Here is a 16,588-nt window from a genome sequence, read left to right as displayed (position 1 = left end):
AAAGAGCTCAAATGAAAGAAGGTAAACTCTAAAGTATACATTTAGTAGCGCTCTCTATGAGAGAAATCGTATTATCTATTCCATAAAGCTTTATGAAAGATCCCATTCTTGGACCGGTTTTTTGGCCAAGTAACGTTTCATATAATAGCTGAAACCAGTCACGTAAGTTGGTATAATCATATTTTTTTCCAATAGAAAATACCTGAGATTGAATTTCTTCAGCAGTAACAGTTGTAGATAGAGAATGTAAAGTGTCCTTCAAATCTAGTAACGCTTCTTTCTCTTTTGCATTTGGAGTTTTATATGATTTTGTTGGTTTGATAAAATCGTGGTAATACTTTACTGCAAAGTCTGAAAGTCTATCAAGCATTTTATTATTTTCTGGTGTGACGCTTGGTGCATAAGTGGATATAAAACCCCAGAGAATCTCTTTGTTTTCAGCGTTACAAGCCGCCGCTAGGTTTAAAAGTAGCGTAAAATTTATACCTGAAGTTTCTATACTGGGAACTTCACCTTGATGAATATGCCATGCAGGATTATTTATATCTTTTTCTTTACTCTCATTATAGCACCTTACAAACTCTAGATACTCATCGGTTGATTTTGGTATCACATCAAAATATAAACGTTTAGCTTTTTTAGGACTCTGAAAAATATACAGTGATAAACTCTCCGTTGGTGCGTAAGTTAGCCACTCTTCAATCGAAATGCCATTTCCTCTTGATTTTGATATTTTCTTTCCTTCTTTATCAAGGAAAAGCTCGTAGCAAAACAGAAGTGGTGGCTTTTCTCCAAGTATTTCACATATTTGACTTGAAAGCACAGCAGATGGAGTTAAATCTTTTCCGTGAGCTTCATAATTTACTCCAAATGCGGCCCACCTCATTCCCCAATCAGGTTTCCATTGCAGTTTACATTTTCCTTTTGTCACTGGAACTTCTATTTTTTCCCCGTTTAGGTCTTCATACGTGATTGTTCCTTTATCTGTATTTGTTTCAATTACTGGAACTTGTAAAACTTGGGAAGTTTTTGGGCATATCGGCAAGAATGGACTGTAAGTCTGCTGCCTTTCTTCCCGAAATGATGGAAGCATTACGTCCATCACTTTATCATAATTTTTCAGCAGGAGTAAAAGTTTTTCATCGTAAACGCCAGATTTATAACACTCTGTTGCACTCCTAAATTCGTATTCAAATTCAAACAAATCAAGAAATTTACACAACAACGAATTCATGTGATGACCATAACTCTCATGAGTGCCAAATGGATCGGGTATCATAGTCAATGGTTTATTTAAGTGCTCCCTTAGCATCTCTTGATTTGGCACATTATCTGGTATTTTTCGCAAACCATCCATATCATCTGAAACTGCAATGATTTTGGTTTTTATACCAGGAGCTATTTTTTTTAATGCATTTACAACAACTGTAGTGCGGAAAACCTCTCCAAAGGTTCCTATGTGGGGTAAACCAGAGGGTCCATAACCAGTTTCAAATATTATTTCTTTTTTATTAGGAAACTCTTGCAATATTTTTTCTGCTTCTTGAAATGGCCAACTTGTCATTATCTGGGTTAAATTATTAATCAATGTATCTTAACTTAAAGTGCTACTAGTTTCAATGGATTTTTAATATAATGATATAGTATTAGTGTTAGAGCTATTATTAGAAGGTTAAAGATATGTCCACAGGTAGTATACAAACAGATCAATTATTTAAAGGTCTTACAAGACCTGCAATGCTCTTTGGTGTGAGTTATATGTTTGCAATATTAAACGTCCTGATTTGCCTGCTAATTTTCATTAATTCAAATGATTTGAGAGTGATTCTTTTAATGTTACCAGGTATACATGGACTTGGCTATATAGCTTCTGCAAAAGAACCTTTGTTTATTGAATTATTTATGGTAAAATTAGGAAAGTGCTCGAAATGTTTAAATCGTTTTTATCATGGAGCCAATTCTTATGATATTGCTTAATGTTGTGTGATGCTGAGGTTTAGGGCTATTCAATCAAAGAGTAAATCTACTCTGAGCAAGGAAGTTCACGCTGCTGAATTTATTCCTTATTCTTGCTATTGGAATAGCACAACCTTGATGACAAAAGAAAATTGGTTGGTTAAGGTTATAAAATTAAGTGGCTTTGCATTTGAAACCGCCGATGACGAGGATTTAGTAATACAAAATAATATCAGGAATCAGATGCTCAGAAGCATTTCATCTCCGGCATTTAGTTTGTATTTTCATACTATCAGACGTAAAAAAAATATTTTTTCTGATGAATTTGCAAGTCAAGGTTTGCCGAATTTTTTCGCTAATCACGTAAATCTAAAATGGAGAGAAAAACACGCAACAAGGCAATCATTTATTAATGACCTATACATTACGATTATCCGTAGAGCAGACACAAAAGGAGTAGAATTTTTGTCATATCTACTAAAAAAATTCGGACATGTAACTTCAAAACATGCTTGGGAAAGTGATATGCGTGCCACGTATGAAGATTTAGAGGAAACGACAAATCGTGTAGTGACAAGCCTTAGAAATTATTCGCCTAAAATTCTTGGAGTAAAAGAAACTCCAGATGGTTTGTTCTGCGAAATAATGGAGTTTCTATCTAGAATCGTAAATTGTGGCTTCGTTACAAATACGCTTTTTCCGCTAAGAACTGAAATATCAAGATACTTACCAGTACATAGGTTATTCTTTGGCCGTAAGATGATACAGGTTGTGACTCATAATGAGAGTAAATATGCTGGAGTAGTTAGTATCAAAGAATATGGAAATCATACTTCTGCAGGAATGCTTGATTCGTTTTTACAACTTCCTTACGAGTTTATAATTACGCAATCTTTTCAATTTATAAACAGGCAAATGGCGATTGGAAAAATGCAGATACAGCAAAATCGAATGATACAGTCTGCAGATAAAGCTATTTCTCAAATAGCAGAAATTTCTCAAGCGCTTGATGACGCAATGAGTGGTAAGATTGCATTTGGTCAACATCACCTGACTATTTTATGTATAGAAAAAAGTCCTAAATCATTGGATAACGCTCTGTCGTTGGTAGAATCAGAGCTTTCTAATTGCGGTGTTTACCCTGTCCGTGAGAGAGTTAACCTTGAACCAGCATTTTGGGCGCAAATTCCTGGTAATTTCGATTATATAGTGAGAAAAGCTACAATAAGTAGTCTTAATTTGGCTGGATTTGCATCTCAACATAATTATCCTACTGGTAATAAATTCAATAACCACTGGGGAGATGCCGTTACAGTTTTCGACACGACATCTGGTACTCCATTTTTTTTCAACTTTCATATAAGGGATGTTGGACACACTATGATAATTGGCCCAACTGGTGCTGGTAAAACTGTTTTAATGAATTTCTTATGTGCTCAAGCGATAAAATTTTCTCCAAGGATATTCTTTTTTGACAAAGATCGCGGTGCAGAGATTTTCTTAAGAGCACTTGGTGGTATCTATACTGTAATAGAACCAAGAACTAAAACAAATTTTAATCCTTTGCAACTTGATGACACCTCTGATAATAGAACATTTTTAATGGAGTGGATAAAGTCTTTAATTTCGGTATATAATGATAAATTTACTTCAGAAGATATTGCACGAATTAATGATGCAATTGAAGGAAATTTTAAATTAAGAAAAGAAGACAGGTTCTTGAGAAACCTTGTACCGTTTTTAGGACTTGCAGGTCCTGATACTCTAGCTGGGGCAATATCTATGTGGCATGATAATGGTTCTCATGCTGCAATATTTGACAATAAAGAAGATTTGCTAGATTTTTCACGAGCAAGAGTATTTGGTTTTGAGATGGCTAGCTTGCTCAAAGATCCTGTTGCCCTTGGACCAGTATTGATTTATTTATTTCATAGGATTAGTATATCTCTTGATGGCACTCCATCTATTATCGTTCTTGATGAGGCATGGGCATTAATAGATAATCCAGTTTTTGCACCCAAGATAAAAGACTGGTTGAAGGTACTGAGAAAACTAAATGCTTTTGTGATTTTTGCTACTCAGAGTGTTGAGGATGCAAGTAAAAGTGCTATTAGCGATACGCTTGTACAACAAACAGCGACACAGATTTTTTTACCAAATCTGAAAGCTACTAGTGTCTATCGGGATGTTTTTATGTTAACTGAACGTGAATATATATTAATTAAGCACACAGATCCGAGTACTAGATTCTTTTTGGTGAAACAAGGAGTTAATGCTGTGGTAGCTAGAATAGACTTAAAAGACTTAGATGATATAATCAACGTATTATCCGGACGTGCAGAAAGTGTTCTATTGTTACACGATATATTAAATGAAGTTGGGGACAACCCAAAAGTATGGTTGCCTATATTTTATCAGAAGGTAAAAAATGTTTAAGACTAAGCTGTCATTGCTATTAATTGCGATATTTTTACTAAATATAGACTTTTTACTCTCATATCCAGTGCTTGCAGATGGAGTAAGTGGTACTGACAAGACAGAATTTGTTAGCAGATTTAATTCCACTGGCAGCTTCAGTCGTGCCTCTAATCCTGATTGTGGGGCGTTTAAAACAGCTGCAGCACTTGCTGGAATAGCGATTGCTGTTGGCGCAATATTTACTGGCATTGTCTTAATCGTCTCTTCTGCTGGTTTGTTTACCGCTCTTGTTATTGTTGGAATGATAGCTGCAATTGTTGGAGTCTGGAAAGCAATAGGGGGGCTTGTTGTTTGTGAACATAGTTTTGTTAAACACCCAGTTGCACGTGGTCATGATGGAAAATACAAAAATTTTAAAGAAGACACAGGTTATAGTGGCTGCACCAATAAAAATTACCAAACAGAAGATGAATATTTTTCTTGTTTGCAAGATAAAGCTCGGGAAGAGGTGAACAAAAAAGACTATGACGGGAAAAGAGCAGAAAAAGAAGCCTTAAATTCTAACGTTCAGGAGAGTACAGAAAGTTATTACTGGCCAAAAAACGGTGTGCAATACAGTGAATATATAGAAATATGTCATCGAAATACTTTAACTTTTGGTAATCTTTTTAACAAGAAAGACTTTGATTCCAGAGAAAAACCTGGATACATAGACTTTGATGTAAGGGAAAAAGATACTGGATATGTAGATGGGTCATGGTCCCCGACGGTCGATGGTGAGCTGAAATGTAAAGTTCTTAAAGCTGGGCAAAGCGAAATCATGCATGGGTCAACATTTAAAGCAGTAAGAAAAATGGGCAGGTTGTGTGTGGAGCTGGGAAGTGTGAGCATGCTTGGTATCAAAATGACTCCTTGGCCGCAAGGGGTTGATATGGGGTGCACGGAATTGCCACCTGACCCACTTGCTCCTATGTGTGAAAAATCTATGATGATTTTCAAGGATAAGGCCAGTGTTAATACTGATAAGCCAATAGAAATTGATCCCAAGAAAGATTACAAAACTCTGATAAGGGAAACGGAAGAAAAAGGAAAAGTTTTTGTAGGTTATGATAATGCTCGCTGTTTTAGCTCGTATGTCTCTAAAGCTTGCTATAACCAGGCAGGGAGTAAATCATTAGCTCCTATTCCCGTGACTTCTATGATAGTGCAATGCATTAAGGAATCGTTAGATAATTTAGTTGCAGGTATTGATTCAAGTGGCAGCCCACTTAAAGATAAAGATGGACATAACAAGGGCAGTTTCTTATCTGTAGCACAAAAGAGGTTGAAAAACACTGTAACTGCTGTTTTGGTTTTAGCTTTAATACTGTTCTCTATAAAAGCTATGTCTGGTGGAGTTCGCAGTCCACAAGAGATGTACATGTTGATTATTAAATTCGCTTTAGTGATTTACTTCACAACAGGCAGTACCATGTCTCATTATTATGGAGAATTAACTCGTCTCTCAAATGGTTTGTCAGAGATAGTGCTAAAAGCGTCATCTGAAAGTAAAGGCATATGTAATTATAAAGCAGGTACAGATTATGAATATACTCGTGAAGGAAAGAAGGTATCTTACAGTTATCTTGCACCTTGGGATAGGCTTGATTGCAGAATTTTATTTTATTTAGGAGCACCTTTAGATGGAATCGGTGGCAAAATTGGTACTGGAGGTGTTGCAACGTTAGCAGTCTTGCTTGGTGCTGCTCCTGTCTTGTTAGTTGCAGGTTCGGTGATTGGTATTATTTTCGCTGGTGGACAAATTTTAGTAGCTCTTGTCTGTATATTTATGGCCGTTCTGATGATGATGGTTATTTTGTGGCTGTGCTATGTATTTATTTTATCTCTAGTTGCTTTAAGTGTAATTGTTATTCTATCACCTTTGTTTATTCCTATGGTTTTATTCCAACACACCAAAGGATATTTTGACGGCTGGGTGAAAGAGTTGATTACCTATAGCTTATACCCGGTTATCCTTTTTGCGTTTTTGTCCTTTATGTTCATAGCATGTGATAAAATCTATTTTAAAAATTTAAATTTTGAACTGGACGAGTCATATAAAAATGAACAACCGGACAAGTCATATGAAAAGAAACAAGCAGAAATCTCATATAGTAAGAAAAAACAGTGGTTTAAATTGAAAGATGGGGAATGTGATAAAAATGAAACTACTCTTGCATGTATGATGCAAAATTATAGCTTTAAAAAGAGCAGCATACTTGGTCTATTCGACTTTACATACATGGAGTTTGGCAGCTCTCTCATCGGAGAATTATTAAAATTGTGTTTAGTATTATTCCTCTTTTACCACTTTTTAAACATTCTTCCTGGCATGGCTGCTGAACTTGCTGGTAACCATAGAGCATTACTCGGTTCTGGTAGTACACCTGGACAAATGGTGGACAAAGCTTTATCTGCTGCCAAAGCTGCTGCTGGAGGTGTTGGTCAAGCTGCTGCTGCGGCTGTCAAGAAGGCAAGAGGTACTGGTGGAGGAGGTGGAGATAGTGGTAAAGGTTCCAGCGAAAAGATTAACTAAGGTGGCGGTGATGCTAGTTAAGGTAAGTAACAGATGCTTAAACGTTTAAGTAACCAAAACTTGGGTAAGCTATGCATAAGTTTTGTGGTACTTTTTTTATTGTCTGGATGCGGGGAGGATCACTGTATTAAGCCAGAAAATTTATCAGGTTTGCGTGAAAAACTAGATATAGTGTCAACAGAGCAGAAGTGGGTTGATTCTGGTGTTTACATCTCAGATGGGATAAGAAGCGTAACAGAGATTAATATAGTGCCTAGTAAGGTTAATTTTTGTCCTAAGCAGTATGCAGATTTTGCAATTAGGCCTGGGAGAAATGACGTTACATTACCATTTGCACTTAAAAAAGACGATACGATAAGCTTTAGTGTTATTGGAAGTAAAGTGTGTAAAGATAAAGAGAGTGAGACAAAAATCAGGTACGTGAAAATTGATGAAAAGTGCAGCGAGAAAGAAGAGGAGTATTTTGCACATGTTTTAAATCGAGAAGGATGTCAGGATGGAATATGTCCTAATAAGTACATACGAAGCAATGAATACTGGCTGCATCAAAATGGAAAAGAATATCAGAGTCCAGATTTTTCAAGATCAGATCAAGATAAAAGAAGAAAGGAGATCGAAGATATTGTCAATTCTATAAAACAACAAGGAAAAGATATAGACCGCAGCTCGCTTTCAAGTAATCAAGCAAGCAAGATAGATACATATATCTTAGACCTAACCTGTAAATATGCATGCTTTCTTGATAATCGTGGAGAAAAGCTTTGTTTGCCTAGTCTTGCACAGAATGCTACAAAAAGCAATCTGGGTAAATCCATTAAAAGTGCTTTAAAGTCTGTTAGTAAAGAATCTGTTGGTGAGGATATTAGTGACATTTTAAAGAATGCAGAAATAGAAACTGATGTTCAACACTTAAGTGTTTATATGGATGGTGTAAAGTTTAAAAATGCGCAAGATGGTGGTATATGTACTAGTTGTAATCACGAGATAAGTGATAGCCATGCAATAAACTCAGAATTAATTTTTACGTTAGGTGATGGTGGTGGCAAGGGCGGTTACAACATTAGGGTAACAAAAAACCATAGTCTGGAGAATAGCTTATATATAAGCGTCTCTGACAAACTTCCTGAGCGTGAGCCTGACGAAACTCAGGGAGATATATCTGTGGATATTAGCCAAGTTCATGATACTGAGTACATGGAAGGCTTAAAAGAAAAGTTAAAAGACAAAACAGGCACCATATATTACGGAATAAGAGACCATGGCTGCGATTACAAAAATGAAGGTCAGTTTAGCATTAACCTAACAACTAAAGAGCCACCTACAAGAACTTTTAGTGCAATCTATAATTTTTTTGACGAAAAAGTAAAAACTGCATTTTTTGGTTCCAGCTATAAAGACTCCAACGCGATTCACTCTGATACTAGTCCTGTAAAGCATCTTTACGAAAGTTTTCTAAAATCAGGCAAAACAAACACCATTAGATCTACGATAATATCGCTGTTAGTATTATACATAATCTTATATACCCTTTACTACTTTTTTGGATTAACTCATATTTCTATATATGAGTTTCTAATTATATGCGTAAAGATAGGAGTTATTACCCAGCTGCTGCAGGACAACAGTTGGAATTTTTTTTATAACAATGCATTTTCTATTTTTATTAACACCCCAAAACAGTTAATAGAAATAGCAAATTTCAGAGGCACTACTTCAAATGTTTTTGAGTTTCTTGATTTGCCGTTAAATAGATTTCTGTCATCGCATTCAGTATTGTTAATAGTATCTCTTATATTTTCTGGCCCTTTGGGCATTGTATCTTTTTGCTTGGTGATTTGGGGTTTAATCACAGTGAGCTTATCTATTTTTAATGCCTTATTTTCTTTTATTACATCTATAGCAATAGTTGCGTTATTGCTTTCTTTAGCACCTATTTTTATTATTTGTCTTTTATTTGCGTATACTAGGCAGATGTTTCACAACTGGGTTAAAAATTTAGCAAGATTTGCGATTCATCCAGTAGTGCTTTTAATTTTTATATCACTGATAAGTCAGATTATGGATTATATCATATATTCAGTATTTGATTTTGAAGTCTGCTCTACGTGTATACTTAGTATTAACCTAAAGATTTTTAACCCTTGTATCTTCTATGGTTATGCTTCCAAATATACACCTAATATTACCGCTATGATGGCTTTTGTTATTTTGGGACACGCTATGAAAGCTTTAGTGGAAGCTTCTTCGACAATATCTGACTCGTTGTTTGGTGTTTATGTGCAAAACGAACCTGGAGGACAATATCAACAAAGCTTAATGGGAACAGTAGGGTTAGATGAACAAAGCGTTCAAAGAAGAGGAAGAGGAGGTGCTTCTCAACAGTCAGGTACGTCAAGACCTCAAATACCACAAGGGACTCAAAGGTCAACGCCTCAGATACCACAATCAGGAAAACAGCAATGATAAGTAAAAGATCACTATTATTGATACTGTGTCTTGCAATCACTGGTTGTACTATGGAGTGTGTTGAGCCTGGGTTGCAGAGCAGAAACACCAGCGTTAATGTGGATGTTCCAGTTCATAAAGCAGATGAAGGAGTTAAAATTCATTGGGTTGATTCTGGTCAGGTAATTAGTGAGGGTGAGGAAATCAAATTCACCCTCGATGGATCAGTAAATTTTTGCCCTCTTAAAGAAGGTAAAAATCCAAGGAAAGTACTTGTGCCAGCTAGCTTTTGTGCTAATGGCTCAGAACCAAATTATAGTAAAGCTGCAAATATTAACGATGTGCCTAATAATTATGGCGTTGATGAAAAAGGCGTAAATGAAAACGAATTGTGCGGCGGTAAAGAATTTGGCAGCAATAGACGTTATGTGGACACTGGAATTAAAGTAAATCCTGGTGATAAGTTAAGCTTCAGCTTAATTCCCAGGAAGATAACAATTGATTATGATAATCCAGGAGGGAAAGGCATCAGCTTTGATGACAATTTTTATAGAGCTGAAGAAGGAGGTGAAAAAGTGTCAGCAAGTGAAATATTGAATGTTAGCAAGCAAGAGGGAGAGGAATTTTTTTGTGAGGGCAAGGATGGAAAGAGAAATAAAATAAAATTTTTACCTCTTGATAAAACAAAAACAAAGGAAAGCAAAGTGCTAGTTGGCAATGGTTACACCCCATATGATAATAAGGTACATTTTAATAAAAGTTACATTGAAGACAACGAACCATGGATGCATGGCTCGCTGCTCGATTTACGTCGCACTAAAATAGGATTGAATGAATTATGTAACGGAAAAAACTGTGATCTTAACGAGATAAAAAAGTACAGCTCTTATGAGCTTAACTGTTACTATCAGAACATATGTTATACTAAAGAAGGTATATGGAATTGGAGTTTAGGTGAAAGAAACAAACGGAATTGTGTCTCTTCTATAAGGTATAAGAAGTACGATAAAGGAAATAAATGTGACATGTATTCTCACCTTAAAGGAGTTGAAGATAAGCTTAAGAGGATAGAAGAAAATAAAGGGGGTCCCATGCAGATTAACGTTGATTTTACATCAAACACTGAAGAAGATATCTCATGGGCTGAGGCTCTTGTTGCAAAAATTGGTGATCTTGATAATCATGATGCTGCTAAAGGTATTCAATGTCTTCCAGAGGAAAAGGGTGCAAAAGGGGATAATGTGTGTTCACAAATTAAAGATGAATTTGGAGATTTTTCTCTGAGGTTAAATCATGACTATCCAATAGGAAGTGTAACACTTGGTAGTAGTGTGATGCTTGCTATAGCAGATTATGGTCACTATGAAGCTAATAGGGGTGGGTACCATGTTAAAGTGACTAGATCATGTGAATATATTAATGGCAAAAAACTGTATGTGTATTTGGGTGATAACCCACCTAAAGATTTGCATGGTGTAGGAACTAATGATTTCAAAGTGGTAAGAGAAAGAGTGGACGGAAAAGATGAGTACACCATACCAGATGTAATAAGCGGAAAACACTTTCAGAACAAAGAATCTAAGAAGATATATTTTGGTATTGATGTAAGCAACGTAGAGAAAGATGACATTACGGACAAAAATGGCAAATATTACGAAAACAATAAGTATAGTGTAACTTTATTTGTCAAAAGAAAAATTAATGATTTTATTTCATCAAATATAAACAAGATATTTGGTTTTATGAAAAAAGAAGTAATTGGTGACAGCGTTAAAGATTCATACAAAGGATATGCAAGAGGTCTTCTTCAAGGAGTAAGAGCTTTGCTTACTCTATACGTTATATTTACTGTCGTTGGCTATATGCTTGGAACAATACAGCTAAGTAAATTTGATTTCATTGTAAGAATGTTCAAGATAGCATTTATAGCTTTTGCCTTTAGCGATAGAAGCTGGGAACTTTTTGGTACAACTTTATCCAGACTTTTTATAGATGGTAGCACTTATTTAGTTGATAGCTTTTCTGGCTATATAGGGGAAGGGGGGAGAAAATTTGCATTCTTAGACTTGACAGCAGGAATATTATTCACAGCAGAAACTTGGTTAAAGTTTTTATCGTTGATGCTCTCTGGTCCTTTTGGCTTTATTGCATTTTTGGCAATACTCTACGCTACTTTTGCGTTTTTAAAATGCATTATTAGCGCTACGTTTAAATATGTAATATCTACTGTTCTAGTAGCGTTTTTACTGTCATTAACACCTTTGTTTATCGTGTTTATTTTATTTCAACAGACTAAACCCTTGTTTGATAACTGGATAAAAACGCTGGCTCACGTTGCAGTACAACCAGTTATTTTATTTTCATCTTTATCTCTTTTAAATCAGTTGATGTATTCAGTTCTATACAATCTCACAAATTTTTCTGCATGCTATCAATGTTTAATTAGCGTAAATTTCTTATCGTATGATCTGTGCTTGATGAAATCAATACTGCCTCTTGGATACAGTCCTGGCACTAATGTTGATGTTGCACTCAGTACCGGAGAAAGGGCTGGTGGGCACTTTGCAGCGTTGCCCATAGATCTGATCCAAGCATTTATGTACTTAATTATTGCTAATGCAATGGAAGCTTTTGTTACTATATCAGAAACTATGGCACAAGCACTATTCAGCTCTGGTTGGGGAGTTACTGGCAGTGTTGGTCAAGTTGCCACAAGCGCATCACAATCTATACTGTCGGCTGTTGGCCTTGATGATAACACCCAAGGTATGATACAGAACATTAGGCAACAAGTGGGTAAAGATCGGACGGAAGTTGACGTGAAGGATAATTCCATGAGCCCTAAATCTGAAATACCAGAACAATCAGGTAAGCAAGAAGGTCCTAATAAAAAGGAGAGGGGGAGCTCTAAACCTGAAGCACCAAAACAATCAGGTCAGCAAAAAAATCCTGATGAAACAATAAGAAGTGATCCTAGTGATAAAGCTAAAAACAAGGAAGGAAATGGAGAGAAGTAAGATATGAATGATGTTATGGAGTAACTAATTAAAAAGATATTTTAAGTAAAGTTTTAGAAATTTATTTCTATATTTGGAAAAAGTTTAGATATGCAATCACGCTTAGGCAAATGTTGGTTTAGGGTATTACTTCTTGCAGCTTATGTGCTGATCACAGGTTGTAGTAAGAACGATATGCCTTTCCCAAGGTGCATATCTGCCGATTATTTTGGTCCTGAACCTATTGCAGTAAGCGCTCATTTTACAAACGATCACGATGCGTTTATTCCAAAAGATAGAGAAGTTATTGATCCTGAAACTGGAGAAATTAATTATGGTTTCCACCATAACCAAGTGGTGAAGTGGAAAGATACTGGATTAGAAACCAATGGAGATAGCTTAATAGTGCGAGTAAATGGTGCATGGACATCTTGGAGTAATAATAACAAGAAGGAATCTAAAAAAGGCAGTTATACCTTACAAAGCTTGGAGCAGTTAAAATATGCAACTAAATTTGAAGGCAAGTCAGGTGATAATAGTCTACCTGACTTTCACTTAGTTTGTAATGATTATAAACCTAGCATACAAAAATTTTCAAGTAAGCCTGATGCAAGTTGCACTGTAAAGTGCAAGTGCATTAATGAAGATGATAGCGCAAATACAGTATCACGTGGTGCTCCATGTTGGTTTACCAATGGTCATGGTGCTTATCTTTTGTTTCAAACGGGGAAAGATGATCCTAACGAAAATCTAAAGTTAATGCGCGATCCTCAATATCCTACTGTACATCTAGGTTATAACTCCACAGCAGAGGGCGACAATGGATTTTTTACTTTAGACAGAGATAATACTAAATTAAAGGACAGAAATTGTAATGAGTTGAAGTTAGAAAAGGGATGGAAAATATATGTAAAAATATTAGATAGATATTACTTAGATAATGTAGGTGGCTACTCTTTTGAGTTTTTGGGTGGAGTACAAAAACCAGGTACCTTTGGATTTTTCAATGAAGTTTATCATTATCTAAAAGACACTTTATTGATCTCACCTAATAAAGATTGTAAAGGTAGTGAGTGTGCGGCTGCGCAAACTATGTTTGAGAATATAGTTAAAAAAGGTTCAAGTTTTCACAATTTTGTTCTTTCCTTGCTTATTCTATTTGTAATGATTTCATCGCTTCTTTATCTTTTTGGCATGATACGAGAAACTAAGCATGATATGCTCATCAGAATGATGAAAATCACTCTAGTAATAGTGCTTATATCTCCTGGAAGTTTTAGATTTTTCTATGATCATTTTCTCGTTCTATTCGTTAAAGTTCTTGAACAACTGATAAGTATAATTACTAATTTTGCTCCCAACATGAACACCGGAAGTATTGCTCAAGGAAATGAAGCTAAGTTGTTTAGCTTCATGGAGGACATGTTCAATAAGTTTTTTGCTTATTCTGTTTGGAAAAAGTTTGCAGCGTTTTTACATTACCAAATGTGGGCAAGCTTACTTATGATACCAGCAATTTTCATAGGGATAGTTTTATATTTCTTGCTGTGCTTATATGCTTACATAATATTTCTCTCTGGTTTTATGGGTATAGCTTTTCTTATAGCTATCATGCCATTGTTCCTGATCTCTATTTTATTTTCACCGCTGAAAAGTCTGTTTGAAGGTTGGATAAAATTCTGCATCAGCTTTTGTTTACAGTCGATTATGATATTTGCTCTCTTGTCATTACTGGCTTCCATTATAATGAATACCTTTTATAGGCAGTTAGGTTTTACTGTATGCTACAATAAATGGTTTGAGGTAAGGTTATGTGCTCCAAAATGGGTGTTTGGCGGTTTTTGTATCGTTGATAAGCAGTACTTTGGTTGGACCCCAGGGCAAATTTTCGTACCTTACACTCTTGGAGAAGCTTCTCCGCTGAACGTAGATAAGAACATAGAAGGTATAGAAAAGATAAGCAGAGAAGGTGGTACAATAAAATTTACTGGAGGCGCTGGATATATCCCGCTTCCACCGGATTACCCTAAAGATAAAAATGGTGAACATATAAAAGGGTTTCGTTATATAGATTATCCTTTCTTTAATCCAATTCCTGGAACTAAAGATAATCCAGCAGACCACTATATTGCGGAAAGTGATATAGTAGTGGATAATAACTGTAGTGCAAAGGATCTAGTACGCTTAACAAATAGTTTATCTCATGCATCAGAGAGGGCTAACATTATATTACTGATCAACAATATAGACAAAAAGATAGGTGGTATGAATAGTAAAATAACAGAGCTTTACTGTCAACCTCAGCAAGATGAAGAAAAATGTAAAAATTATAGGAAAATAGTGGATGACTACAGAAAAGGTACCATAAGACCAGATCTTAAAAGAGAGATAAAGTCTTTGGTGCAGGATGTTATTAGACGAGAGCCACATTGCCAATTACAGGATTTGCACAAATTATATAGGGATCCCAACAGTGAATACTGTCAGAAATGTAAAGATTGTGAGGATTGCAAAAATTATCAAGAAAATAGCGATTACCAAAGGGTGCAAGACATACAGAGGGGCTATTTAATCAATGCGGGGGAAATCTTTGTATTATTCTTGCTCTCATTCTTAATGTTCTCCTTACGTGAGTTTGTGCAACAAATGGGCTCAAGTATTGCCGGTGGTGGATACAGCGTTTACAGCATATCTAGCATGTATCATGCGTCACCTTTAGCTGGTGTAGCAGAAGGATTAAAGCAGAAGTGGCAAGATTTTGCTGGTGGAAAACTAGAGTCTTTAGGCAGTTGGGCTACTCATTTACCAGACAGATTAGCCGGAGGTACAGCTAATCTACTGGGTAGGATACCAAGAGTTGGAGGTGTACTGAAACATGCTATTGATGCGCCACGTAAACTTGTAAATGCTACTATTGAAGCAACAAAATTTGTGACATCGCCTGAAAATGACATTGATAAGCTTGAGGAAAAAATTTACAGGGCATTTGGAGTTGATAAAGAAGATATTACACATAGAAGGATTGGTAAATATTTAGATTATTATAAAGGATATGTAGGGTCACATTTGGGCTATACAATAGAAGATGCTATGAAGTTTACTTGGGAGCATGGCCTTGATTCTATAGGAGTTAGCCACCGTACAGGAGAAAAAGATGGTTACCAAGGTAATCTGCTCTGTAGAGCAAAATCGCATAGGCGAGATTTCTTAGAAAAACTTCATGATTACACTATCGGACGTAAGAGAGAACCAGAAAAAGACAAGCTTGATCAACCACTAAAGGAAAATAAGTCTGATCAATCAAATGAATTAGCACGAGAGTTAGGCACAGAAAAATACACTAATACTCCGGAAGCTATAGAAAAACGTGCTGAAAGAGCTAGAAGAAAAAAAGAAAGAGATCAAGAAGGCGAAAATTACGACACCTCATTACTTTTTGGAGAAGATACAGAACGTGAGAATAATGAAAGGGCTGATAACAGGGGTGATAATGACGAAGAATCATAACTTTAAAGGATTAAATTATTATGGTCTGCAGCAAGACGGTGATGGTAATATAAAGTTAAATGACTACGATGACATTTTAAATGCGCGTAGGGCAAGAGTAGATCTACTATTAGACAACACACTAGACAACAATATCGACCTCACTAAATTAAATAAAGCTTTGAGTGAGAAATTTGTAGATAATCATAGTTTATTGTCTGAATTTGATAAGGAAGACAAAGAGATTGCACAAGAAAGGCTTAAGGTGTTTAATATTTTAGACAATCTTGATAATCTTGCAAACATTAAAAGTGAAGATCTATTAGAGGTTAGTTTATTACTATCAGATCTTAGCTTCGTAGAGAGAAATGTTGTACTGAATACCGATCAGAATTCCGATTTAGTAGGATTTAAAAACCTATTTGTTGAAAAAAAAGCATCTGGCGAAGAGTATAGTGATGAAGAATGTAAAAGCTTTCTCGATAACATAGATAAAATTAATACTATAATTAAGCTGGAGTTAGAAAGCAGAATTGAAGGGATAAATCATGATGAAAGAAATGATTATGGTGGTTTACAAGATGAGATTGGTCAAGCAATTAATGCAGTAGGCAAATCAGAAAAAAATAACGGATGAGTTTTGTGTTTGTGTTTTTCTTACAAGCGACTCGATAGCTTCTCTCTATTAAACTGCTAAAGCCATATTGACATT

General features: G+C 35.6%; 8 protein-coding genes. 7 read left to right on the top strand and 1 reads right to left on the bottom strand.

Annotation, left to right across the window (positions count from 1 at the left end; all coding sequences use genetic code 11):
• Positions 1-28 precede the first annotated feature (28 nt).
• Positions 29-1,564: a lysine--tRNA ligase gene (locus tag ABWU50_RS01295; protein ID WP_353276019.1), complete on the bottom strand. Its 1,536-nt coding sequence runs from the start codon at positions 1,562-1,564 to the stop codon at positions 29-31.
• Between the two features lie 116 nt (positions 1,565-1,680).
• Here ABWU50_RS01295 and ABWU50_RS01290 point away from each other — a divergent pair, with 116 nt between their 5' ends.
• The 7 genes from ABWU50_RS01290 (at position 1,681) to ABWU50_RS01260 (ending at position 16,513) form a co-directional block, all read left to right on the top strand.
• Positions 1,681-1,977 (top strand): type IV secretion system protein VirB3, encoded by a 297-nt coding sequence (locus tag ABWU50_RS01290; protein ID WP_253307377.1) that lies wholly within the window; start codon positions 1,681-1,683, stop codon positions 1,975-1,977.
• Positions 1,978-1,986: 9 nt separating this feature from the next.
• Complete coding sequence (locus ABWU50_RS01285) at positions 1,987-4,392, top strand: VirB4 family type IV secretion/conjugal transfer ATPase (protein ID WP_353276308.1); 2,406 nt, start codon at positions 1,987-1,989, stop codon at positions 4,390-4,392.
• Positions 4,385-6,949 carry a type IV secretion system protein gene (locus ABWU50_RS01280; protein ID WP_353276017.1) on the top strand — a complete coding sequence of 855 codons (2,565 nt, stop codon included), beginning with the start codon at positions 4,385-4,387 and terminating at the stop codon, positions 6,947-6,949. The genes ABWU50_RS01285 and ABWU50_RS01280 overlap by 8 nt, the downstream gene beginning before the upstream one ends.
• 33 nt (positions 6,950-6,982) lie before the next feature.
• Positions 6,983-9,412, top strand: a complete 2,430-nt coding sequence (locus tag ABWU50_RS01275; RefSeq protein WP_353276016.1) for a type IV secretion system protein — start codon at positions 6,983-6,985, stop codon at positions 9,410-9,412.
• Positions 9,409-12,411, top strand: coding sequence for a type IV secretion system protein (locus tag ABWU50_RS01270; RefSeq protein ID WP_353276015.1), 3,003 nt, complete (start codon positions 9,409-9,411; stop codon positions 12,409-12,411). Before ABWU50_RS01275 ends, ABWU50_RS01270 begins: the two co-directional genes overlap by 4 nt.
• A gap of 90 nt (positions 12,412-12,501) precedes the next feature.
• Entirely contained in the window at positions 12,502-15,897 is a 3,396-nt protein-coding gene (locus tag ABWU50_RS01265; RefSeq protein WP_353276014.1) for a type IV secretion system protein, read from the top strand.
• Positions 15,881-16,513: a hypothetical protein gene (locus tag ABWU50_RS01260; RefSeq protein WP_264735679.1), complete on the top strand. Its 633-nt coding sequence runs from the start codon at positions 15,881-15,883 to the stop codon at positions 16,511-16,513. Before ABWU50_RS01265 ends, ABWU50_RS01260 begins: the two co-directional genes overlap by 17 nt.
• The last annotated feature ends 75 nt before the right edge of the window (positions 16,514-16,588 follow it).

This window comes from Wolbachia endosymbiont (group A) of Pipizella viduata, from assembly GCF_964028555.1.
Lineage (GTDB): Bacteria > Pseudomonadota > Alphaproteobacteria > Rickettsiales > Anaplasmataceae > Wolbachia.
Note: the sequence above shows the minus strand (reverse complement) of the source record. Positions and strands in the feature narration are given on the sequence as shown.